Genomic DNA, 21,316 nt, shown 5'->3' on the forward strand with positions numbered 1-21,316 from the left:
GCGGCGTGATCCGTACGCGAGGCCCGGTGGCCGGGCGATGTGCTGCCAGGTGGTCGGACAGAATGTCAGACCTCCTCGCCGCCACCGCTCTCCTCGTCGGCTGCCTGCTCTTCTTTCGCGTCCTTCGCGGCCGCGGGCGTCGCCCCCGGCTGGGGCTCGGCCACCGCCACCCGTGCGGGACGGATGGTGCGCTCGCCGATCCGGTACCCGGGCTGCAGGATCGCCACGCAGGTCGTCTCGGTGACGTCCGGCGCGTACGAGTGCATCAGGGCCTCGTGGATCGTCGGGTCGAAGGGCTCGCCCTCCTTGCCGAACTGCTGGAGGCCGAGCTTGGCGACGACCGTCTCCAGCGATTCGGCCACCGACTTGAACCCGCCCAGCAGCTCGCCGTGTTCCCGGGCCCTGCCGACGTCGTCGAGCACGGGCAGCAGCTCGGACAGGAGACCCGCGACCGCGATCTCCTTGACCGTGACCCGGTCCCGCTCCACGCGGCGGCGGTAGTTCTGGTACTCGGCCTGGAGCCGCTGGAGGTCTGCGGTGCGCTCGGAGAGCGCGGTGCGGACCTGGTCCAGCTGTGCCGTCAGACCGGCTGTCTCGTTCGCGTCCCCGGCGGGGGCCGCCGCCTCCTCGGAAGAGGGGGTGGCGGCCTCCGTCCCGGCGTCTTCAGGGGTGGCGCCGGAGGGGACGTCGGGCTTCTCCTCGAAGCCCGGAGTCTCCTCGGTCACGCCGCACCGCCCTTGGTGTCCTTCTCGTCGTCGACGATCTCGGCGTCGACGACATCGTCCTGGGCGTCGCCCTGCGCCTGCTCGGCACCCGGCTGGCCCTCGGCCTGCGGGCCGCCCTCGGCCTGGGCGTTGGCGTACATCGCCTGGCCCAGCTTCTGGGAGACGGCCGCGACCTTCTCGGTGGCGGTACGGATCTCGGCGGTGTCCTCGCCCTTGAGCTTCTCCTTCAGCTCGGTGAGCGCGGTCTCCACCTCCGTCTTCACGTCACCGGGGACCTTGTCCTCGTTGTCCTTGAGGAACTTCTCCGTCTGGTAGACGAGCTGCTCGCCCTGGTTGCGCGATTCGGCGGCCTCGCGGCGGCGGTGGTCCTCGTCCGCGTACTGCTCGGCCTCTTCACGCATCCGGTTGACCTCGTCCTTCGGCAGCGAGGAGCCACCGGTGACGGTCATCTTCTGCTCCTTGCCGGTGCCGAGGTCCTTGGCAGCGACGTGCATGATGCCGTTGGCGTCGATGTCGAACGCGACCTCGATCTGCGGCACGCCACGCGGGGCCGGCGGCAGACCGGTCAGCTCGAACATTCCGAGCTTCTTGTTGTACGCCGCGATCTCGCGCTCGCCCTGGTAGACCTGGATCTGCACGGACGGCTGGTTGTCCTCTGCCGTCGTGAAGATCTCGGAACGCTTGGTCGGGATCGTGGTGTTGCGCTCGATGAGCTTCGTCATGATCCCTCCCTTGGTCTCGATACCGAGGGACAGCGGGGTCACGTCGAGGAGCAGGACGTCCTTGACCTCGCCCTTGAGGACACCGGCCTGGAGCGAGGCGCCGATGGCGACGACCTCGTCCGGGTTCACACCCTTGTTGGCGTCCTGGCCGCCCGTGAGCTCCTTGACGAGCTCGGCGACGGCCGGCATACGGGTCGAGCCACCGACGAGAACGACGTGGTCGATCTCGGAGAGCTGGATGCCCGCGTCCTTGATGACGTTGTGGAACGGGTTCTTGCAGCGGTCCAGGAGGTCCGCGGTGAGCTGCTGGAACTGCGAGCGCGTGAGCTTCTCGTCCAGGTGCAGCGGGCCCTCGGCCGACGCCGTGATGTACGGCAGGTTGATCGTGGTCTCCGTCGAGGACGACAGCTCGATCTTCGCCTTCTCCGCGGCCTCGCGGAGACGCTGGAGAGCCATCTTGTCCTTGGACAGGTCCACGCCGTGCCCGTTGGCGAACTGCTTCACCAGGTAGTCGACGACGCGCTGGTCCCAGTCGTCACCACCGAGGTTGTTGTCACCGTTGGTGGCCTTCACCTCGACGACGCCGTCGCCGATCTCCAGGAGGGACACGTCGAAGGTGCCGCCACCGAGGTCGAAGACGAGGATCGTCTGGTCGTCCTTGTCGAGCCCGTACGCCAGCGCGGCGGCCGTCGGCTCGTTGACGATACGCAGGACGTTCAGGCCCGCGATCTCGCCGGCCTCCTTCGTCGCCTGACGCTCGGAGTCGTTGAAGTACGCCGGAACGGTGATCACCGCGTCGGCGACCTTCTCGCCCAGGTACGACTCGGCGTCACGCTTCAGCTTCTGCAGGATGAAGGCGCTCATCTGCTGCGGGTTGAAGCTCTTGCCGTCCAGGTCGATCTTCCAGTCAGTGCCCATGTGGCGCTTGACGGAGCGGATGGTCCTGTCGACGTTCGTCACTGCCTGGCGCTTGGCGACCTCGCCGACCAGAACCTCGCCGTTCTTCGCGAAGGCGACGACGGACGGCGTGGTCCTGGCGCCTTCGGCGTTGGTGATGACGGTGGGCTCGCCGCCTTCGAGAACGCTGACGACGGAGTTAGTCGTGCCCAGGTCGATGCCGACCGCACGTGCCATTTCAATTCCTCCAACTGACTACTTGAGTGGATCTGGCTCAAGGATGCATGACATCACCCTCGGAGTCAACAGACCTGAGTCGAGGCGACTCAACTATCGTGCACACACCTCGCGCCACCAGCGAATTGTCCATCTTTGTGACGGCGGACACATACGAGGCGCAGGCCGCATACGCACCACACGGGACGAATCCGAGCCGCTCCCCCGGCGACACCTGCCCGCCTCACGGGCCACACACCGCCCCACCATCATCGCGCCGTGGGATCGTTCTGTCACAAAATGCCGCGAGTCACACAAAACAGGCAACCACACCAGGGCTACACCAGGCAGGTGAGAACGATGCGGAAGCAGCGGCCGGGACGACGTCACACGCCGGGACGACGGCACATGCCGGGGCGGCGGCAGGAATGGAGTCGGCGGCCGGGCCCGGCGCGGCGCCCCTGGCAGCCCCCGCGGCCACCCCGCACGGCGCACGCCCTCGCAGTCCTCGCCCGCCTGAGAGCCCTCGCCCCGCCGCGCCCCACCGCCAAACGCACCCTGGACCTGCTCCTCGGCTCGGCCCTCCTGCTGCTGGCCGCCCCCGCCCTCGCGGCGGCCGCCCTCGCCCTCGCCGTACGGCGGCGGCCCGGCGGCGTACTGGACCGCTCCCCGCGCACCGGACCGGCGGGCAGGCCCTTCGTACTGCGGACACTGCGCACCCGGCGGCTGCGGCTCGACGTGCTCTCCCGGCTGCCGCACGTCGTACGGGGCGAGCTCTCCCTGGTCGGCCCCGAACCGCTCGCACCGGACGACGAACGGGGCACGGCCGCCGGTGCGAGAGACTGGCGGCGTGAACTGAAGCCAGGGCTGACCGGCCTGGCGCAGGTACGCCGCCGCTCCACGATGCCGTGGGACGAGGCGGACCTCCTCGACCAGCACTACGCCGAGCACCGGGGCACCGCACTGGACCTGGCGATCCTGGCAGAGGCCGTACACACTCCGCTACGCCGGACGGTCCGCGGACTCGCCCGGCGGGGCCAGGCATGCCTGAGCGACACAGATCACCGCCTGCCCAACTACAGCGTGGCGGAATAAGTGGATAGTGTCAGCACAGACTGATTAAGTTACTGCTTAGTAAGCATCTGAGTAACATCTTGAGTAGTCAGCGATCACCGCTGAATCCCACCCTCGCAGGCCCGAGGAGCCCCCAATGCAACTCGCCGCGATCATCGTGTCGCTGGTGCTGACCGTGGTCGGCGTTGCGCTCATCGCCCGAGCCGTCGCGCAGATCTACCGGTTCGTCACGCTCGGACAGCCGGTCCCGGCCGGCAGTCGCACGGACAACCCGAAACAGCGCACGATCACCCTGGTCAAGGAGTTCCTCGGCCACACCCGGATGAACCGGTGGGGGATCGTCGGCTTCGCGCACTGGTTCGTCGCCATCGGCTTCCTGACACTGCCGCCGACGCTGCTCCAGGCGTACGGACAGCTCTTCAAGGCGGACTGGGTCCTGCCGATCATCGGTGAATGGCTGCCGTTCGAGCTGTACATCGAGTTCATCGGCCTGATGACGACGGTCGGCATTCTCGTGCTGATCGCCATCCGGCTGCTGAACCTGCCCTCCCGGGCCGGCCGCAAGTCGCGGTTCGCGGGCTCGAAGGCCTGGCAGGCGTACTTCGTCGAGTACGTCATCCTCGTCATCGGCCTGGCGATCCTGACCCTGCGCGGCCTTGAGGGCGCGATCCACCACGTCGGCGGCTACGAGGCCGCGTACTTCGTCTCGTACCCGCTGGTCCTCGCCTTCAAGGGACTCGCGCTCGGCACCCTGCAGAACCTCATCTACCTCACCGCGATGATCAAGATCGGCGTCTCGCTGATCTGGATGATCACGGTCTCGCTCAACACCAACATGGGTGTCGCCTGGCACCGCTTCCTCGCCTTCCCGAACATCTGGTTCAAGCGCAACGCCGACGGCGAGGTCGCGCTCGGCGCGCTGCAGCCGATGACGTCGGGCGGCAAGCCGATCGACTGGGAGGACCCGGGCGAGGACGACACCTTCGGTGTCTCCCAGGTCGAGCAGTTCTCCTGGAAGGGCATCCTCGACTTCTCCACGTGCACCGAGTGCGGCCGCTGCCAGTCGCAGTGCCCCGCCTGGAACACCGGCAAGCCGCTCTCCCCCAAGCTCCTGATCATGTCCCTGCGCGACCACGCGCACGCCAAGGCCCCGTACCTGCTGGCCGGTGGCGGCAAGGACATGGAGGGCAACGAGAAGGCGACGGAGGAGCAGCTCAAGGACGTCCCCGCGGCCGCCCTCGCGGAGGCCGAGCGCCCGCTGATCGGCACGGCGGAGGAGAACGGCGTCATCGACCCGGACGTCCTCTGGTCCTGCACCACCTGCGGTGCGTGCGTGGAGCAGTGCCCGGTCGACATCGAGCACATCGACCACATCGTCGACATGCGCCGCTACCAGGTGATGATCGAGTCCGCGTTCCCGTCGGAGGCGGGCACGATGCTCAAGAACCTGGAGAAGAAGGGCAACCCCTGGGGGCTCGCCAAGAAGCAGCGCGTCGAGTGGACCAAGGAGGTCGACTTCGAGGTCCCGATCGTCGGCAAGGACGTCGAGGACCTCACCGAGGTCGACTACCTCTACTGGGTCGGCTGCGCCGGCGCCCTGGAGGACCGCGCGAAGAAGACCACCAAGGCCTTCGCGGAGCTGCTGCACATCGCGGGCGTCAAGTTCGCGATCATGGGCGGCGACGAGAAGTGCACGGGTGACTCGGCCCGCCGCCTGGGCAACGAGCCGCTGTTCCAGCAGCTCGGCCAGGAGAACGTGGCGATGCTGAACATGGCCTTCGGCGAGGACGACGAGGACGACTCGACGAAGAAGGCCAGGGCGACGAAGAAGATCGTCGCGACCTGCCCGCACTGCTTCAACACCATCGCGAACGAGTACCCGCAGCTCGGCGGCGAGTACGAGGTCATCCACCACACGCAGCTGCTCCAGCACCTGGTGGACGAGGGCAAGCTGATCCCGGTGACGCCGGTCGAGGGTCTGATCACGTACCACGACCCCTGCTACCTGGGCCGTCACAACAAGATCTACACGCCCCCGCGCGAGATCATCGCGAAGGTCCCGGGGCTGCGGAACGAGGAGATGCACCGCCACAAGGAGCGCGGCTTCTGCTGCGGCGCCGGTGGTGCCCGGATGTGGATGGAGGAGCGGATCGGCAAGCGCGTCAACAACGAGCGCGTCGACGAGGCCCTCTCCCTCAACCCGGACATCGTCTCCACGGCCTGCCCGTTCTGCCTGGTCATGCTGACCGACTCGGTCAACGGCAAGAAGAACGACGGCAAGGCGAAGGAGTCGATCCAGGTGGTCGACGTGTCGCAGCTGCTGCTCGACTCCGTGAAGACCCCGGCAGACCCGGCGGGCGAGCCGGAAACGGCTGACGCGCCGGAGCCGGAACCGGTGAAGTAACCGGCAGACGCCCGACGGCGTCGCGGAAGCGGCCGGACCTGCCTCGGGGGCAGGACCGGCCGCTTCTGCTTTCCGGCCCCGGTGCCGCATCATGTGGGACGGCCACTGGCAGGTATGACGGCACCAGAGCTTCGCGCCGAACACCCAGGGCACATGGGACGAACGAGGACGGGCGGGCGGGCTAGTGCGGATACGAATCGCGAGGGCGACGGCCACCGCCGCGGCCGGCTGCGCCTGCGCCCTCCTGCTCGCGGCCTGCGGGGGCTCCCCGGACTCCGCCGGTCCCGCCGGGCCGGGCAAGAACGGCGACGCCCCGCCCACCGCGCTGTCCGGACTCGCCGGCGCGCAGCGCCACCCGGTCCCGCGCGGCACCGGCAGCCGCACCCCGGACGACTTCAACGGCGACGGCCACCGCGACCTCGTCCTGAACGACCTGGTGAAGCCGGCGGCGGACGCCCACGGCGACGACGCGGGCATCGGCATCGTGTACGGCTCCGCCTCCCGGGGCCTGGACCCGTCGGTACGCCAGTTGCTGAGCGCGCACGCGAACGCCGCCAAGATCGGCGACACCCTCCCCTCGGCGTTCGACGCGGAGGCCTCCTGCGACCTGGACCGGGACGGCTTCACCGACCTGGTCGTGGCCACCGACCCCCCGTACAACGGCATCGGGCGCCCGCCCGTACCGCTCCAGATCCTCTTCGGCTCCCCCGCGGGCCTCACCGGCAGGGCGGTCGCGCTCCGCATCCCGGACCGGGCCCGCTTCGGCAACGAGTGGGCGGACCAGCCGGTCTGCGGCGACTTCGACGGGGACGGGAAGCCCGATCTGGCCGTGACGGCGAGCGCGGGCCGGCTCAGCTTCCTGCGCGGCCCCTTCACCCGCGACGGCCGCCCGCACGCGGCCGGGGGCACGATCCCGGGGGCAGGGCCCGCGCTGTCCGCGCCCGAACCCCGGGCGGACGTGAACGGGGACGGCTACGACGACCTGGTGTACGCCGCCCGCCCCCACGAGCCGGGTACGCCGGCCAAGGGCACGCTGCTGCTCGGCAGCCCCGACGGACCGGGCAGGCCGGGCGGCCCGTACCGCTTCAAGGCCCCCACCGGAAAGCTCCCGGAGGCGCCCCTGCGCAGGAGCCCGGGGGCCGGTGCGGGGTCCGGCGCGGAAACGACCCTGCTCGTGCGGTACGCGGACTTCGACGGCGACCGGAAGCCCGACACGGTGGTGCGCACGCACCGCGGGGAGACGGCCGACCTGATCGCCCTGTACCCGGCGGCCACCCCGGACCGCCCGCTGATCACGTTCACCAGCGCACTGTTCAACACGAGCTGACCGCACCTCGCGCGCCCCCTCCCCGTCCCCTGGGGGCAACCCCCCAGGGTTCCCTTAGGGGATGTCACAGCTGAGCGTCAAAGGCGGCCCAGTTCCCCCGCCCCTCCCACCCACCCCGGACGGACCAGGTACGTTCGATTACGTGGCTGGATTCAGGATCGGACGCGGCCGGGACAACCGCACCCCGCAGCAAGCGCAGCAGCAACCGCGGCAGCAGCCGTACGGCAATCAGGCACCGCCGCCGTACGGACAGCAGCAATGGCCGCCGACGGGAGGAAACGGAGCCCCGCACAACGGCGGCGGGAACCACCCCGGCGGCTACCAGGGCGGTGGCGGCTACCAGGGCGGCGGCTACCAGGCGGGTGGCGGGCACCAGACCGGTGGCGGGTACCAGGGCGGCGGACCGGACGAGCCGGAGTACTTCGCCGACCCGTACCCCCAGCAGCACCCGCAGCACCCTCAGCAGCACCCGCACCAGAGCGGCGACCCGTACGCGAACAACCCGGGCCACACGCAGGCCTTCAGCATCAACGAGGACCCCTACGGCGACGGCAACACCTACCGCGCCGGCCAGGCCCCCGTCCAGCCGTCGGGCCCGCGCCTGCACTGGAAGCAGTTGCTGACCGGCATCGTGACGCGCCCCGGCCCGACGTTCTGGCAGATGCGCGACTACCCCGTCTGGGGCCCGGCGCTCATCGTCACGTTCCTCTACGGCCTGCTGGCGCTCTTCGGCTTCGACCAGGCCCGCGACGACGCGATCAACGCCCCGGTCGGCAACGCCATCCCCTACGTCATCATCACCGGCGTCGGCTTCGTCATCGGCGGCCTGGTGCTCGGCGCGGTCACCCACTCGCTCGCCCGCCAGCTGGGCGGCGACGGCGCCTGGCAGCCGACGGTGGGCCTCTCCATGCTGATCATGTCGATCACGGACGCCCCGCGCCTGATCTTCGCGCTGTTCCTGGGCGGCGAGAACTCCCTGGTGCAGATCCTCGGCTGGCTGACCTGGCTGGCGGCGGCGGCCCTGCTCACCTCGATGGTGAGCAAGTCCCACGACCTGCCGTGGCCGAAGGCGCTGGGCGCGAGCGCGATCCAGCTGATCGCGCTGGTGTCGATCCTCAAGCTGGGCACGATCTGAACCGACCGACCCGAAAAGACCCCCGGAGCAGCCACAGGGCCCGGGGGTCTTTCACGTCCGCGTCCGCACCGCCTCAGGCGTCGAGAACCTGCCCACTGCGCCGCACGACGGGCTTCTCCACGCTCCACGGGAAGTTGATCCAGCGATCGGTCTTCTTCCACACGTACTCGCACTTCACCAGCGAGTGCGACTTCTCGTAGATGACGGCGGACCGCACCTCGGCGACGTGATCGATGCAGAAGTCACGCACCAGCTTCAGCGTCTTCCCGGTGTCGGCGACATCGTCGGCGATCAGGACCTTCTTGTCCGAGAAATCGATGGCGTTCGGCACCGGCGCCAGCATGACCGGCATCTCCAGCGTGGTGCCCACCCCGGTGTAGAACTCGACATTCACCAGGTGGATGTTCTTGCAGTCCAGCGCGTACGCGAGCCCGCCCGCGACGAACACCCCGCCGCGCGCGATGGACAGCACCACATCCGGCTCGTACCCGTCATCGGCCACGGCCTGCGCCAGCTCCCGCACGGCGTGCCCGAAGCCGTCGTAAGTCAGGTTCTCCCGCACGTCATCACTCATCGGGCATCACACCTGCGTCCGGTGGAAGTTCATGAACGAACGCGACGCGGTGGGACCGCGCTGCCCCTGATACCGCGACCCGTACCGCTCGGAGCCGTACGGGAACTCCGACGGAGAACTCAGCCGGAACATGCACAGCTGCCCGATCTTCATCCCCGGCCAGAGCTTGATCGGCAGCGTCGCCAGATTCGACAGCTCCAGCGTCACGTGCCCGGAGAACCCCGGATCGATGAACCCGGCCGTCGAGTGCGTCACCAGCCCGAGCCGGCCGAGCGAACTCTTACCCTCCAGCCGCGACGCGAGATCGTCGGGCAACGAGATGACCTCGTACGTCGAGGCGAGCACGAACTCACCGGGGTGCAGGATGAACGCCTCGTCCCCGTCCGGCTCGACCGTGCGGGTCAGATCGACCTGCTCGACCGCGGGATCGATATGCGGATAGCGGTGGTTCTCGAACACCCGGAAGTAGCGGTCGAGCCGCACATCGATGCTCGACGGCTGCACCATCGACGTATCGAACGGATCAATACGTACGCGTCCGGCGTCGATCTCGGCCCGGATGTCCTTGTCTGAGAGAAGCACCCACCGAGGATACGCAGAACGCGCGGACCCACCCACATCGGGCCGCCCCGCGCGCCTGTCACCACGCTCCCTAAAGCCCTACCGCTCCTCGAACCCCACCGGCACGGCATGCCGCAACCGGGCGCATCGAGGACATCGGATAAGCCGCCCGGGACCGATCCGCCCGGCCCCGAGCTGCTGCATCGGGAACGAGGCGGTAGCGAAAACGTGCCCTTCGGCACAGCGGACGACGGTGCGCTCCATGGACTCCATCAAGTCCCTTCCCCATCAAACCGTGGACGAGAAAGCCACATTAGGGGATGAACAGGACGCCACTCCACACGGCACTCCGACACCCCACGCTACGCCCCCAACTCCCGCCCCACCCAACCCCATCCACCTCGCACCACAACCCCATCCACCCCCACCCACCACCCGGGCAAGCACAACGAGGGCCCCGCCATGGGGTACAGTGTGGGACGATGCGTCGCTGGTCAGCCAGCGCGTTACGCGGGTGTAGTTTAATGGTAGAACATGAGCTTCCCAAGCTCAGAGCGCGAGTTCGATTCTCGTCACCCGCTCCATGATGAAGGCCCTGGTCAATGACCGGGGCCTTTCTTGTTGTCTAGACCACTTCGGGGGCGGCATGCCCTTCGCGTGCCCCATCTTGTGCGGGTGCGCAGCCCAGAGGGCGCGCGACGCACTACGTGGGTCGACTCCCCACACGCTCACCCCACACCACGAGACGCACGCCGGGTGATCCGCGACACACGTAAGCGTGGGACGACAAGTTCACATCTACCAAGGACAGGTCGGGCTCACCTGTAGACCTACCGCCCGGGCAGCCCGCCAGTGGCGCCAGTTGAACACTTACGGCAATCGTTTTGTGACGCGTTGTCAGCGTCGGGTGCTTTCATGGGGCCGTCGTGCAGGGAGACATGGCTCAACTGGATGGGAGATACGGCCGTGCCCGTGATTGAGCAGTACGTGAAGCCGGACAGAACCCTGGTGAGGAGGCGTGCCCATCTTCCAGCCGGCGCCCGCCGGAAAACTCCCATCCTGGGAGCGGTCGCAGCCGAGGTGTCCGTCCTTGGCGACGGCAGCACCGTCACTGCAGTCGCCGATACGCATTCGAGGCAGTTCCGGTTACCGCAGCAGCAATCACAGCAGCAACCCACAGGGGCCTACATGAGCAAGCCGCCCGAATGGGACAAGTCTGCCGTGCGGCCAACACCAACTGTCTCGTATCCGATCGTCCTTCCCAGCCCAGGGAGTGGACGATGATCCGCCGTCCGGTCCGGCGTCGCCGGAGCAGTCGCCCCCGCAAACAGAAGGGATCCGATCTTCATTTTCTGCTGATGATCGGCCTGGTCGGTGCGGTGACGTCCAGCCTCATCGCGTCGGTGGCGTCTTGGGTGGCCGAGCGCCCATGGGTCTTCGCACTTCCGGTCATCGCGGCAGCGGGTATGGGTACCGTCGGCGTGTACCTGCAGAGGAAAGAGGTCCGCCGAGATGCCATCCGAGCACAAGAGTTCCGATACTCGGCAGAGCATTTGGATGGCCTGCACTACACCCAGTTCGAATACGCCGTAAGAGACTTGATGTATCGAGATGGCTGTCGAGACGCGCAGCAAGTTGGTAGGGGCGGCGACCAGGGAGCTGACGTAAAGGCCACCGATCCTCACGGCCGCCGCTGGGTGATCCAGTGCAAGCATCGCAAAGACGGCGTGCGGGGATCAGCGGTCGGCTCGCCCGACCTTTTCGCCCTCAACGGCACAGGCCGCCAAGTACACGGCGGTGACGTCGTGGTCATGCTCACCAACGGCCGCTTCTCCAAGCCTGCCCTGGAGTTCGCCGACTCCCAGGGCCTCCACCTCGTGGACTGCCATCTCCTCGCCCAGTGGGCCAGCGGTTCTCGTCCGCTGTGGGAACTACTCGGATCTGTACCGCCTCCCCGCAGGTCCCCCTTGCTCTCCTGGCGCCTGCGTACGAGGAACCCCCGGTTACGCGTACGGGCGCGCGGTAAATCACCAAGCGGGCCCGCCGGGTGAGCGGGGGAAGCTGGCCACTCTGCATTCGACAATGCCTGCCCGCAAGGCGGAACGTCGTCGAGCGGTGCTTCACTCGGCTGAGACGATTCCTAGACGTGAACTGCATCTGGCAGTACTCGGCGAAGCGCGCTCCCCACGGCAGGGCCGGCCTCTGATACCTGAGATAGGTCAGCGCTACTCAGATAGCGGTAGCTCTGCGGCGGATGGAAAGTTCCCGCCGCCCGCAGCGCACTGAGCGGCACCGGATCCTCGAAGGAGATGGGGTCCTCCAAGGTCAGCCCGCTCGCCTGGACAGCCCCGTCCATGTAGACGTCGTATTCGCGTCGGGTGATTCCCGTCTGGGCACGATGCGCCGACCAGACCTCCTTGGGCAAGGCCACATGAATCGATGAGATACGCGCCATGCCCACCAGGGCCATGGTGGGCGCGGTCGCATAGAGCAGGACTGGCGTTCCGGGAGGCGCGGCGACGCGTTGGCGGCGGACCTCCACCGTCTTGCTGCCCGCCAGAATCGCGTTGGCGAAGCGCGGGTGGACGGACAGCAGCATCGCGCGTTCCGGATCGCTCACGTCGTTCGGTGCCCGTCTTGGTAAACAGCCTGGAACAGCTCGCTGCTGATCTTGGACAGCGAGATCAACGAGCCCGGCGACCACGGTATCCCTCGCCCCCTGGCCAGCGAGGTCAATCGCCGCAGCGTCACCGGCTTCGGGAAGATCTCGGTATCTGAGAACCGCAGCGCCATGGCGCGGCCGGAGGCATCAGCAGCCTCTCGGACCTCAGCCTGACCATATACGCCCAGGTGTTCGAATTTCGAGAAGAGGGTGTCAGGTGTGTCGATCAGTACCTCGTCAAGTCGCGAACTGCCCACCACCATCTGGCCTTCGCTTGGCGAGCTGCCCTCGCTGACCTACCAGAGCAGCCGAGCGGGGACGCTCTCCCCGCGGCGCCCCGAAGAGCGGTAGTACACATGCTCTCTGCTGATGCCGAGGCTCTCACTTCGCGGAATGAGCATGGCGGGGACGTTGAAGAGCAAGGAAGCCTGCCGCTGGGTCGCCGTCCGCCACGCCGACGACCACATCCACATCGCCGCCACCCTCGTACGCCAGGACGGCCGCCGCCCCCGCCGCGACCACGGCATCCGCGCCGTCCAGCGCGAAGCCCGCAGCATCGAGATCGACTTCGGCCTGCGCCGGCTCAAGCCCGGAGACGGTACCGCCGCCAAACGCCCCACCAGCAAGGAACACTTCAAGGCCAAACGGCAAGGCCAGGCCACCACGAGCCGCGAGATCCTGCGCCGGCGCGTCCGCCGAGCAGTGGCAGCCGCCTCCAGCGAGACGGAGTTCTTCGCCCTGCTGGAAGCCACCGGCGTGGACGTGCGGCCCAAGACCGGCCCGTCCGGCGACACCCTCGGCTACAGCGTCGCCCTGCCCGGCGACCTCAACAAGCACGGCGACCCCGTCTGGTTCTCCGGCTCCACCCTCGCCGGCGACCTCTCCCTGCCCAAGATCCGCCACCTCCTCACCAACACCAGCCCCGAACCCGCCGCCGCCCGAGCAGCCGATCCATGGCACCAGGCAACCGCCGCGCCCGAACGCATCCCCCACCACCTCACCCATGGCGGCGCCGAGGCAGCCCAAGGCCAGCTCGTCGCGCTCGGCGGGAGCCCTCGACCTGCTGCCGCTCACCGCACCGCCCCAGGCACGACGGGAACTCGAACAGGCAGCCGCCGTCTTCGAGCGCGCCACCCGCTCCCGTATCACCGCCGACCTCAGCAGCACCCGCGCCCTTCGCAGCAGCATCCAGACGATCCTGCTCACCCCCACCACCACAGGCGACGGGGCCGGGCTGGCGATGCTGCTGAACGCCGTCCTCATCGCCGTGGCCTTCGCCCGGCACTGGCACCACACGCACCAGCACGCCCAACAGGAAGCAGCAGCCCACCAGGCCCTCGTCCACCTCCAAACCGCATACGCGCAGGTCGCCGCCCCGGTTCTGGCCACCCTCGCTCACCGCGCTCCCGGCCCCCAGACCACACACCGCTACGCCCGCCACCTTCAGGAAGCCGCTCCCAAGCACGCCGACCGCATCCTGAACGACCCCGCCTGGGACGCCCTCGCTGCCGTCCTCGCCGAAGCCGAGACAGCGGGCCACAACCCAGCCACACTCCTCGAACAGGCCCTCGACCAACGCACCCTCGACGACGCCCGCAACCCCGCCCGCGCTCTGACCTGGCGCATCCACCGCCTCGGCCAACGCCACACACCCAGCCCACGCGCCCAAGCAGCCATGGCCCGCAGCACCGTCCGACGTCCTACCGCTGCGATCCCGCCCCCGACAGGCAGCACGCCGACTGCCGCGCGCTCGTCCTCACACAGTCGCCGGCGTTGACCAGCAGCCCCAAACGACGATCAGCTTCCGGGAAGATCGGCGATCTTGCCCTCCAACAGCTCCAGCGCCTCCTCCCACCGGAAGCGGTCCGCCCCACCGCCCGCCTTCGGCCGGTGGGGCTCGTACGACCCGATCAGTACGCCCATCCCGCGGAGCTGGTCCAGGCTCCGGCCGTAAGCCGGGTGGGCGGCCAGGGCCGTGTTCACGTACGGGAGGACGGCGGTCGGGATGCCGAGCCCGTATGCCTCGCACAGGATGCCGAGAGCCAGGGTGTCGGCGATGCCGGCCGTCCACTTGTTGATCGTGTTGAAGGTGGCAGGCGCGACGGCGATGGCGTCGGCGGGCGGGAGCGGACGCGGGTCTCCGGGACTGCGCCAGGCCGAGCGGATCGGATAGCCGGTCTGGGCCTCGATCGCCTCCGCGTCGAGGAAACCGAGCCCCTGAGGTGTGGCCACGACCCCGACGCCCCAGCCCTTGTTCTGTGCCGCGGTGATCAGCTTGTGGGCGCCGCCCGCGATACCGGCTGCGCAGACGACGACGTGCAGGAAGGGTTGTGTCGTCACGCTGGGGCTCCCAGTCGTCGGCTCAGTCGGTGGAGTTCGGGCAGCGTACGTCGCCTGTCGCGGGCGGCCATGTCGACTACCAGGTCGCGCACCGCTGGGCGGCGTACATCCTGGGCGGCGCAGGATTCGGCGATACGCAGAGCCTGGTAGCCCTCCGCGAGGCGGCCCTGCTGGTTGTACGCGCGGGCTGCTTCGACCCACAGGGCCGCTCGGCGTTCGGGGACGGGGATGTGGCGCCGCATGAGGGGCGCTGCGGTGTTCAGGGCGATGCCGGCATCGCCGAAGGCGACCGCGGCACTAACGGCGTGCAGGGAGAGGTTGGTGGGGCTGAAGTTCGCCCAGGCGTCGGGCTGGTCGAGCGCGACGTAGCGGGCGACGTTCCGGGCTTCGTCGAGGAATTCGCGTGCGGCTGCGCGGTCTCCGGCGGTGCTGGCGGCTGTGACGCCCCGGAGGAGGAGCAGACCTACAGCGGCCAGGTAGCGAGGGGACCGCTGGTCGTACGCCCCGGCGAGTTGGCCCGCCGTGTGCCGGACGAGAGTGACGGCCTGGGCGGTGTGTTTCTCTCGCGTCAGGACGTGCGCGTGCACGCGGACGCTGGAGGCCAGGACAACTGGGTCGCCGGAGCGCTCGGCTTCGGAGAGTGCGCGGCCCACCGCGAGCCAGGCATTGCCGTGGTCGCCCTGCTTGAGCAGAAGGCTGGTCGACGTCTGATACGCGGTGGCCAGGAGTCCGGACGCTTCGGTCCCGTTGCGGTGGCCGGCCGCAGCCTCCCGCAGGTCGGCGAGCAAGGCGGGCAGGACGGCTTCCAGCTGTGCGTAGTCGCACACGGAGAACAGGCGCCGGGCGGCGGCGACGCGGGACTCCAGAGAGGCTGTGTCCGAGGCTCCTGCCTGAGCGGACGCGATCTGGGGGCCGGGGAGGAGGGCGCGGACGAGGTCGGCGTGGGCAGCCGTGGCAGGTGCGGTGTGGGCCGTGAAGGAGGCGATGCTCCCGGCGAGGAAGGTGCGGCGGCGCATGTCTTCTGTCTCGGGATCGTCGGTCGGTTCTGTGGACGGGCCGGTAGTGCTCAGGCCGAGGAGGCTTAAAGGGATGCCGAGTTCGGCCGCGACTGCACGTAAGACCCGGGTGTCCTCCGTGCCCCGCCCGTTCTCCAGGCGGCTGAGCTTCGACTGGTGGTAGCCCAGGGCAGTGGCAACGTCCGTCTGCGAGCGGCCGGCGCGCTGGCGGGCGTGCTTGATCGCCTCGCCGATCTTCTCGGCTTCGGTCTTCACGTCTGCCATCCATGCCCTTCCGTCCTCACCGAGCATGCCCTCGTGAACGAGCGTAGGCGAGCGGTGCAGGGGCTTCATGCAGCTTCTGCATAGACGATGCGGTACGGGCACAGGGCATCGCGAACTGCGTCGTGAGCGCGGTTTCTTGGGGTGGTCGCAACCGATCCCGGGAGGCCGCTCGTGGAAGCGCACCAGCTCACCTTTACTCTCCCGCCGACGCCGGTTGCCGTGCCCGTGGCACGGCGCCGGGTGCGGGAGGCCATAGCCGCATGGCCGACGGTGGTCGCGATGCCGGAAGCCGTCCACACGGTCGAATTGGTCGTCAGCGAGCTCGTCACGAACGCGGTCCGTTACGCCGGTCACCAGCCGATCGGCGTCAGGGCTCAGCTCTCCGGCGGGGTTGTGCGGGTGGAGGTCAGCGACGCGAGCCGCACCGCGCCGAAGCCGGCGCTGCCGGACAAGGACAGCGAGGGCGGACGCGGTCTCTTCCTCGTCGGTGTCCTCGCGGACCGCTTCGGTACGGCACCGACGGACTCCGGCAAGTGCTGCTGGGCCGAGATCGACGCGGCGGTTCCACCTTCCGCCGGGGCTGTGTCCGCCTCGGCCCCTCCTACGCAGAGGAGCTGCATGTGAATACCTGTGCCCCCGCAGTCACATCCGAGGTCATCGCGATCCGGCCCGGACGGCCGCTCACCGGTGCTGTGACGGTCGACGGTTCGAAGAATGCCGCGCTCCCGCTCGTCGCGGCTGCGGCTGCCCTCCTTCGACCCGTGCGCCTCGACAACGTGCCCGCCAGCTCCGACGTACGGACTCTGCTCGACCTGCTGCAGCAGGCGGGCTGGAACACCGCTAACCCGCTCAGTGAGGGCGCAACCGCCCTTGTCCTCCCTGGTGAGACGGCCCTGACGCCCGACGATCTGGGTGAGGCCGCGTCCAGCATCCGTGCTTCGTACTACCTCGTCCCCGCCCTCATCGCCCGGTGCGGCCGGGCCCGGCTCCCCTGGCCCGGCGGGTGCCGGATCGGCGACCGTGGCATGGAGCAGCACTTCAAGGTGTACGAAGCCTTCGGCGACCGGATCCGCGTGGATGATCGCGGGTACCTGGTCGAAGTCGGCAAGGCGGTCCGAGGCACGGTGTCGCTGGTCCTGCCGTTCCGCTCACGCGGGGCGACGATCGCCGCGATCCTGCGCGCCGTGGTCGCCGGTACACCCCTCCGGCTCGGTCAGCCGAACCTCTCCCCGGAGGTCCTCGGCGTACTGAACGCGCTGAAGGCCATCGGCTACGAGTGCCGTGCCGGCGAGCGCGTCCTCACCCTCGTAGCGCCGTCCTCGGTTTCGCAGGACGTACCCGTCTGGAAAGTACCCGGAGACAAGATCGAGGCCGGGACGCTGGCCTGTGCCGTAGCCGCAACCGGGGGCACCGCCCGGGTCGAGGGTGTCCTCGCCTCCGACATAGCACCGCTGATCACTGCGCTGAACCGGGTAGGCATCCCCACCGCCTACGAAGCCGAGGCGCTCGTCGTACAAGGTCAGGACATCCAGCCGACCGGTCGACCACTCCGGGCCATGGCCTCCCTCACTCCCAACGGCCTCGACGCCGACTTCGAGCCACCGCTCCTCGGCCTCGCGCTGGGATTCCCCGGCACCCATTTCTTCTCTGACCCGATCAACCCGGGCCGCCACAGCAATCTCATCCCTCAGCTCGTCCGCATGGGCGGAGTCATCACCGAACTGTCCACCACCGAATGCCGGTTCACCGGACCGCAGCGCATGACGGGCGCCGGGGTGGAGGCGACCGACATCCGTACGGGTTCGGCGCTGATGATCGCCGGGCTCACCGCCCGAGGCGTCACCACGCTCGGCAGAGTCGACCAGATCCGCCGCGGCCACGCCGATCTGCCCGGCAAGCTCCTCTCACTCGGCGCCGACATCTGCGAGGTCACCCCATGACCGCCCCGAGACGCCTCCAGCGCATCATCGCCACCACCGATTTCCACTCGGCGTTCGACGAGGCCGCACCGATGCTCGCGCACCTGCACGCCGTGAGACACGACAGCCTCATCGTCGACTGCGGGGACTTCTTCGAGGGCACGGGCTACTACCGGCTCGGCCGGGGACGGATCGAACGAGACGTCCTGCTGGGCCTCTACGACGCCGTCGTTCCGGGCAATCACGGCTGGAGCCACCACCTCGAACCCGCCCTCCACGACATCAGCGTGTGCGCGAACGTCGTCGGCGACGACACCGGTGAGCCGCTCTTCCACCAAGTCCGCCTGGTGCGCATCGGCACCCGCCGTATCGCGCTCACGGGTGTGATCGGGCCGCAGGCGTTCAACGCCATCCCGCCCGACCAGCGCGCCGGCCACCGTGTCGTCGAGCCCGTGCGTGCACTGCGCGAGCTGATGCTGGCCCATCACCATCACGCGGACTCCTGGGTGGTGCTGAGCCACTCCGGGTTCGACGAGGACCTCAAGCTGGCCGCCGCCTGCCCGTTCCTGGACGTCGTCTTCGCCGGACACTGCCACAGCGACCGTCCGAAGCCGGTGCCCGTCGGAGACACGCTCGTCCTCAAGGGACGCGAGCTGGCAGCGGGATACGCACTCGCGCAGCCTTTGCACTCCGGCTGGGCGGGTCAACTGGCCGACTTCCCAGCAGCAGGCAGTCTTCCGGACGAGCTCACGCCGGTACGAGAAGCCATCGACACTGTCCGCGAGGAGCTGAGCACACCGCTCGGGCCGATCCGGCATCCGTACGAGAACCGCCCTCTCGAACGTCGGGCCCTTATCCAGGACCTCTCCAACCGCCTCCACAGCGGCCTGGGCGCCGAAGCCGTCGTACTCAACGAAACGGCCCTCCGCGCAGTCCAGCTCGGGACCATGCTCACCACGGGAACGCTCCTGGCCATCGAGCCCTTCAACAACCAGCTCGTCCACGCCAGCGTGCCCGAGCCCTTCGCCACAGACCCGGCGGCCCTCCTCTCCCATCTCGCGGAGAGAGCCGGCCCGATCGTGTTCGCCCCCGAGCCCCTGCCCGACCGCGTGCCGACCGTACTCACCACCGGCTATCTGGCCGAGACGTACCTCGGAGGCCGCACCCGGCAGGCCGGCATCCCCCTCGGCCAAGCCTTGCAGCACACGCTCACTGATGGAGGCTTGCGATGATCCTTACCGGCCCCGAGATCACCCAGGCCGCGGCCGACGGCCGCATCCACATCTCCCCGTTCGAACCGACGCAGGTCAACCCGAACAGCTACAACGTCCGTCTCGGCGGGACCCTGCTCACGTACGCCGCCGACACGCTCGACGCCCACCAGCCGAATCCCACTGTGCCGATCGAGATCGGCCCCGACGGTTACGAACTCCAACCCGGCCAGCTCTACCTCGGCCACACCATCGAAGAGGTCGGCTCCAACACGTTCGTGCCGCTGCTCTTCGGCCGGTCCTCGGTGGGCCGCCTCGGCCTGTTCGTGGAGATCACCGCCCCCATCGGCGACATCGGCTTCCACGGCCAGTGGACGCTCATGCTCTCCCCGATACGACCGTTGCGCGTGTACTCCGGCATGCGGATCGGTCAGATCATGTTCTTCGTGTCCGTCGGCCCGGTGGCGCTCTACTCGGGCAAGTACCAGTCCGCTGCCGGCCCCCAGCCCTCCGCGTACTGGCGCGACCTCGCTGCCTTACGGGCGGTGGCCTCGTGATCCTCACCGGCCCCGCCATCGCCGCCGCCAGAGCCGCCGGCGAGATCACCATCGAGCCGTACGAGCCGCAGAGGATCTCCCCCAACGCCTACGACTGGAGCCTCGGCGACACTCTGCGCTTCCACGACGGCTCCTTGGACGCAGCCAAGCCGACCGAGTTCCAGGAGGTGCCGATCCCCGCCACCGGCTACCTGCTTCGGCCGGAATTCCTCTACCTGGGAACGACGCACGAGCGAACCGGCTCGGAGACGTACGCGCAGTTCCTCAACGGCAACCGGACCATCGGCGCACTCGGCATCTGGGTCCACGTCTCCGCGCCCCTCGGACACCAGGGCCACGCCATCCGCTGGACCCTGGAGATCCGCGCCAGCCGAGCGGTCCGGGTCTACCCACGCATGACCTTCGGGAAGCTGGTCTTCCTCCAGGCACTCGGCGCTGCGGCCAGCTACCAGGACCACGGCCTCAAATACCGGGCAAGCCAGGGCATCGAAACGTCCCGCCTCTACGAGGAAAACCCAGGAGGCCCCGCGTGAACCCCACCATCCTCACGGCCCTCGACCTGCCGTTTCCGAGCCCCGGCGGAAGCGTCGAACTCTTCCTGGACCTGTACACCGGCAGTGATCCGCTCCTGCCCGCCAGAGCCTTCATGCTCGCGCCGGAGGGCAGGGGGCCGAGGCCGATAGCGCCAGCAGGGCTGGGTCTGGTGGAGGCGCCGGGCAAGTGCCTGACTGGTTATGCCTTCCAGCGCTACGTTGCCACCCTCCAGCGGGCGATGGTCAGGGCGGTTGATCCGGCAGACGTCGGAATCCTGCATCTGCACCACCTCGCATTCGGGGCGACACCGGCGCTGGTCCGGGCCTTCCCCGAGCACCCCCGAATCGCGTTGGTGCACGGCACCGATCTGATCTTCGCCGAAGCCCACCACGAGCAGCTCCAGGTCCTGCGAGCGACCGCCCGCGCCGCCGACGCCATCGTCGTGCCCACCAACGCGATGGCAGATCACCTTCTCAAGCTCGCTCCGGAGACCGACCGCCGCAAGATCACCCGCATTCCCTGGGGGATCCCCGACCACCTCCTCGCGCAGCCGCCCACCCGGCCCGTACGCACGACCACGAGCCACTTCCGCATGCTCTATGCGGGCCGACTTACCGCTGAGAAGGGCGTGGAGGCGCTGATCCGGAGCGTGGCCCCGCTCAAGGGCGTCGAACTGTCGATCGCCGCTCCCAGCGCTCAGTTCCGCGCGCTGGCCCCACAGCTACAGCAAGCAGGGGTGAGGGCCCGCTATCTCGGCTGGCTCCGCCGCCCCCAGCTGTGGAGTACGTTCGCCGAGCACGACCTACTCGTCATGTCCTCCACGACCCTGGAGGCCATGGGCCTGGTCGCCCTCGAAGCCCAAGCCTGCGGACTCCCCGTCCTCTACCAGCCAGTCCCCGGCCTCAGCGAAGCCCTCGGTGGCTCCGGCATGACTGCCGACTTCACGCGCCCTTCCGTGCTCAGCCGGGATCTGGATCGCTTGCGAAGCGAACCCGGACTCCTCGCGGCCCTCATGCAGGCCGGATACGCCAACGCCGCCCGCTACCCCCTGTCGAAGACCGCCCGAGAGCTGGCCAGCCTCGGCCGCCAGCTCTCCTGAGACCAACGGGCCGGGCAACGCACCCTGCATCCCAGCGGCACGCCGCTGCCCGTACCGCACCACTCACTTCACTACGCTG

At 68.8% G+C, this 21,316-nt stretch carries 19 protein-coding genes, 1 tRNA gene and 1 pseudogene; 13 read left to right on the forward strand and 8 right to left on the reverse strand.

Annotated features, from left to right (window positions below; translation table 11 throughout):
- Positions 1-65 precede the first annotated feature (65 nt).
- A complete protein-coding gene (gene grpE, locus ACFVQ0_RS14875) occupies positions 66-725 on the reverse strand; it encodes a nucleotide exchange factor GrpE (protein ID WP_311304660.1) in 660 nt (219 codons plus the stop codon).
- Positions 722-2,581 (reverse strand): molecular chaperone DnaK, encoded by a 1,860-nt coding sequence (gene dnaK, locus ACFVQ0_RS14880; RefSeq protein ID WP_390088015.1) that lies wholly within the window; start codon positions 2,579-2,581, stop codon positions 722-724. The genes grpE and dnaK overlap by 4 nt, the downstream gene beginning before the upstream one ends.
- Positions 2,582-2,968: 387 nt before the next feature.
- On the opposite strand from dnaK, the gene ACFVQ0_RS14885 reads away from it, so the two are divergent.
- From ACFVQ0_RS14885 to ACFVQ0_RS14900, 4 genes are all read left to right on the forward strand, one after another.
- Positions 2,969-3,655, forward strand: coding sequence for a sugar transferase (locus ACFVQ0_RS14885; protein WP_390088017.1), 687 nt, complete (start codon positions 2,969-2,971; stop codon positions 3,653-3,655).
- A gap of 115 nt (positions 3,656-3,770) precedes the next feature.
- A complete protein-coding gene (locus tag ACFVQ0_RS14890) occupies positions 3,771-6,038 on the forward strand; it encodes a (Fe-S)-binding protein (RefSeq protein WP_390088019.1) in 2,268 nt (755 codons plus the stop codon).
- A gap of 184 nt (positions 6,039-6,222) precedes the next feature.
- Complete coding sequence (locus ACFVQ0_RS14895; protein WP_390088021.1) at positions 6,223-7,365, forward strand: FG-GAP repeat domain-containing protein; 1,143 nt, start codon at positions 6,223-6,225, stop codon at positions 7,363-7,365.
- Positions 7,366-7,507: 142 nt separating this feature from the next.
- Positions 7,508-8,500 carry a Yip1 family protein gene (locus ACFVQ0_RS14900; protein WP_390088023.1) on the forward strand — a complete coding sequence of 331 codons (993 nt, stop codon included), beginning with the start codon at positions 7,508-7,510 and terminating at the stop codon, positions 8,498-8,500.
- A 73-nt stretch (positions 8,501-8,573) separates the two neighbouring features.
- On the opposite strand, the gene ACFVQ0_RS14905 is transcribed toward ACFVQ0_RS14900, so the two are convergent.
- Positions 8,574-9,074 (reverse strand): phosphoribosyltransferase, encoded by a 501-nt coding sequence (locus ACFVQ0_RS14905; protein WP_326737201.1) that lies wholly within the window; start codon positions 9,072-9,074, stop codon positions 8,574-8,576.
- Between the two features lie 6 nt (positions 9,075-9,080).
- A complete protein-coding gene (gene dcd, locus ACFVQ0_RS14910) occupies positions 9,081-9,656 on the reverse strand; it encodes a dCTP deaminase (RefSeq protein WP_390088025.1) in 576 nt (191 codons plus the stop codon).
- Between the two features lie 489 nt (positions 9,657-10,145).
- Here dcd (ACFVQ0_RS14910) and ACFVQ0_RS14915 point away from each other — a divergent pair.
- A tRNA-Gly gene (locus ACFVQ0_RS14915) sits at positions 10,146-10,219 on the forward strand.
- Positions 10,220-10,915: 696 nt separating this feature from the next.
- The gene (locus ACFVQ0_RS14920) at positions 10,916-11,686 is read left to right on the forward strand and encodes a restriction endonuclease (RefSeq protein WP_390088027.1); all 771 of its coding nucleotides are present in this window, start codon (positions 10,916-10,918) and stop codon (positions 11,684-11,686) included.
- A gap of 89 nt (positions 11,687-11,775) precedes the next feature.
- Here ACFVQ0_RS14920 and ACFVQ0_RS14925 read toward each other — a convergent pair whose 3' ends face one another.
- Together ACFVQ0_RS14925 and ACFVQ0_RS14930 are read right to left on the reverse strand one after the other, a co-directional pair.
- Entirely contained in the window at positions 11,776-12,255 is a 480-nt protein-coding gene (locus tag ACFVQ0_RS14925; RefSeq protein ID WP_390088029.1) for an ASCH domain-containing protein, read from the reverse strand.
- Positions 12,252-12,560, reverse strand: coding sequence for a hypothetical protein (locus tag ACFVQ0_RS14930; RefSeq protein ID WP_390088030.1), 309 nt, complete (start codon positions 12,558-12,560; stop codon positions 12,252-12,254). The genes ACFVQ0_RS14925 and ACFVQ0_RS14930 overlap by 4 nt, the downstream gene beginning before the upstream one ends.
- A gap of 157 nt (positions 12,561-12,717) precedes the next feature.
- Between ACFVQ0_RS14930 and ACFVQ0_RS14935 the strand changes: the two are divergent.
- Positions 12,718-14,074 (forward strand): annotated as a pseudogene (locus tag ACFVQ0_RS14935) (mobilization protein); the annotation flags it as partial.
- A gap of 20 nt (positions 14,075-14,094) precedes the next feature.
- On the opposite strand, the gene ACFVQ0_RS14940 reads toward ACFVQ0_RS14935, so the two are convergent.
- Together ACFVQ0_RS14940 and ACFVQ0_RS14945 are read right to left on the reverse strand one after the other, a co-directional pair.
- Entirely contained in the window at positions 14,095-14,637 is a 543-nt protein-coding gene (locus tag ACFVQ0_RS14940) for a flavoprotein (protein ID WP_390088032.1), read from the reverse strand.
- Entirely contained in the window at positions 14,634-15,917 is a 1,284-nt protein-coding gene (locus tag ACFVQ0_RS14945) for a helix-turn-helix domain-containing protein (protein ID WP_390088034.1), read from the reverse strand. Before ACFVQ0_RS14945 ends, ACFVQ0_RS14940 begins: the two co-directional genes overlap by 4 nt.
- A gap of 219 nt (positions 15,918-16,136) precedes the next feature.
- On the opposite strand from ACFVQ0_RS14945, the gene ACFVQ0_RS14950 reads away from it, so the two are divergent.
- The 6 genes from ACFVQ0_RS14950 to ACFVQ0_RS14975 are packed head-to-tail and all read left to right on the forward strand — an operon-like array spanning position 16,137 to position 21,237.
- Positions 16,137-16,541 carry an ATP-binding protein gene (locus ACFVQ0_RS14950; RefSeq protein WP_390088036.1) on the forward strand — a complete coding sequence of 135 codons (405 nt, stop codon included), beginning with the start codon at positions 16,137-16,139 and terminating at the stop codon, positions 16,539-16,541.
- Positions 16,538-17,857 (forward strand): UDP-N-acetylglucosamine 1-carboxyvinyltransferase, encoded by a 1,320-nt coding sequence (locus tag ACFVQ0_RS14955; protein ID WP_390088038.1) that lies wholly within the window; start codon positions 16,538-16,540, stop codon positions 17,855-17,857. Before ACFVQ0_RS14950 ends, ACFVQ0_RS14955 begins: the two co-directional genes overlap by 4 nt.
- The gene (locus ACFVQ0_RS14960) at positions 17,854-19,068 is read left to right on the forward strand and encodes a bifunctional metallophosphatase/5'-nucleotidase (RefSeq protein WP_390088040.1); all 1,215 of its coding nucleotides are present in this window, start codon (positions 17,854-17,856) and stop codon (positions 19,066-19,068) included. The genes ACFVQ0_RS14955 and ACFVQ0_RS14960 overlap by 4 nt, the downstream gene beginning before the upstream one ends.
- Complete coding sequence (gene dcd / locus ACFVQ0_RS14965) at positions 19,065-19,604, forward strand: dCTP deaminase (protein WP_390088042.1); 540 nt, start codon at positions 19,065-19,067, stop codon at positions 19,602-19,604. The genes ACFVQ0_RS14960 and dcd (ACFVQ0_RS14965) overlap by 4 nt, the downstream gene beginning before the upstream one ends.
- On the forward strand, positions 19,601-20,137 hold the full coding sequence (locus ACFVQ0_RS14970) for a deoxycytidine triphosphate deaminase (RefSeq protein ID WP_384192572.1): 537 nt from the start codon (positions 19,601-19,603) through the stop codon (positions 20,135-20,137). The genes dcd (ACFVQ0_RS14965) and ACFVQ0_RS14970 overlap by 4 nt, the downstream gene beginning before the upstream one ends.
- Positions 20,134-21,237, forward strand: coding sequence for a glycosyltransferase family 4 protein (locus tag ACFVQ0_RS14975; protein WP_390088044.1), 1,104 nt, complete (start codon positions 20,134-20,136; stop codon positions 21,235-21,237). The genes ACFVQ0_RS14970 and ACFVQ0_RS14975 overlap by 4 nt, the downstream gene beginning before the upstream one ends.
- The last annotated feature ends 79 nt before the right edge of the window (positions 21,238-21,316 follow it).

Source organism: Streptomyces sp. NPDC057900, assembly GCF_042887885.1.
In the GTDB taxonomy this organism is placed as follows: domain Bacteria; phylum Actinomycetota; class Actinomycetes; order Streptomycetales; family Streptomycetaceae; genus Streptomyces.